The sequence below is a fragment of the Mesorhizobium sp. M7A.F.Ca.CA.002.04.1.1 genome, from assembly GCF_004022805.1.
Taxonomy (GTDB): Bacteria; Pseudomonadota; Alphaproteobacteria; order Rhizobiales; family Rhizobiaceae; genus Mesorhizobium; species Mesorhizobium ciceri.
The window spans coordinates 1-1559 of record NZ_RZPL01000995.1; the positions used below are offsets into that span (position 1 = coordinate 1).

General features: G+C 63.5%; 2 protein-coding genes. Both read right to left on the reverse strand.

What is annotated here, in order from left to right:
• The coding region (locus ENZ75_RS31375) for an amidohydrolase family protein (RefSeq protein ID WP_164888160.1) at positions 1–764 on the reverse strand (764 nt) is incomplete at its 3' end.
• The coding region (locus tag ENZ75_RS31380; protein ID WP_128278604.1) for a tungsten formylmethanofuran dehydrogenase at positions 758–1559 on the reverse strand (802 nt) is incomplete at its 5' end. The genes ENZ75_RS31380 and ENZ75_RS31375, both read right to left, overlap by 7 nt.

Sequence of the window (1559 nt, forward strand, 5' to 3'; positions counted from 1 at the left end):
GGCAGTCCATCCGCCGCTGAAATGGTCGCAGCCGCCGTATCCGCCGATCCGGGGCTGCCCAGATTGTTGCAATGGACATGCAAGGGATGCGGCAAGCCAAGACTGTCGACGGCGGCCTGCAGCGTCTTGACGATCTTGCGCGAACTGACGCCATAGGAAGGCACGACATCATCCAGCGAGAAGGTGCGGACGTTCTCCTTGAAGGCGGCCGCCGCACCGGCGTTGATCACCTTGACCCCAAGCGCTCGCGTCGAAGCGACCGTCCAGGCGACATAGTCCTCGATCATCGTCCGGGGGGCGTCGTCGCGGATCATCGACAACAGGAAATCGTCGTTGCCGAGAATGGCAAGGGTCGCTTTGTCGATAATCGGGATGTCAGCCAGTTCGAGATGCGTGTGCAGCGCCGCTCCCGGCGACATCGCCGGCTCGACGACCGTCGTAAAGCCCATCTTTGCGTAGAGGCAGCCGGTCTGGAACGTCGACCAGCCGGCATTGGCGAGCGGCGTCATTGCTGGCCGCAGCTGATGGGCGGCATGCTGTTCGGGCAAGAGCAGCCGCGCGGTGTTCACATTGCCGCCACCGATGTGGGAGTGGATATCGATGGCGCCAGCCATCACGATGCAGCCGCTGGCTTCGACGGTCCGGTCGGCCGCCCCTCCCGCCGGCGCCGGAACGATCTTGTCGTCCTTGATCCAGAGGTCGCCTTTGCCGAGACGGCCGTTGACGGGATCGATGATGTCGCCGTCGGCGATTTTCGTCAGCATGGCAGTGGCTCGAGGAAAGCGTGGGTAGCGATCAGGCGGATGATCGTCGCGGCGGAGGGCAATTGCGAGGCCGCTTGCGCATCGATCGACCTGAGCGAGCCCGTGCGGCTGGAGTAGACAACCGCATCGTGATCGACCCCAGCCTCGCCGATGGCCATGGTGACTGCGGCGCCGGCAACCGGCTTTTCCGTTTTCGTCAGCACAATCAGCGCCATGCGTGCCCTTTTTTTCTGTAGTTGGGCCGTTGCGGCGGAGATCCGCAGGTGCAGGTCAGCTTCGCCGGCAGCGATCATGCGCTCCACATCGCAGCGCCAGGGATCGAATTCAGGGAGGCCGCGCGCAAAGCCGGTGCGCAGCGGAAAACCTGTCATCCAGGCCGAGGCGAGCGCGCTTCCCCACCCGTTTTCGCTCGCCGGCAGATAAAGGCCGGATGCGCGCGATTTGCGATTGAGATCGGCGATCAGTCCTTGCAGCATCTCCAATGCCAAGCCTTCGGCGGCGTGGCCTGAAAACAGGAACACGGGAAAATGCGCGGCCGCCAGAGCTTTGGCAAAATCATTGAAATTCGACACCGGTTGCGATGTACGCCGCCCTTTGTACTGTGCCCTCAGTGCCGCCAGCGTGGCGGTGAGGCTAGCTTGGCCACAGGAAAGTTGCGTTGCCTTGCGTCCGCCGTTCAGCGGCGGCACAGACATCCCGTTTGGGCCTACCACGAAGAACGCGCGCTGGTTGCCGGTCGAGAGGTCGGGAACCGTCCCGGCAAGTTCGCCGACAAGACCATGATGGATCCGCGGG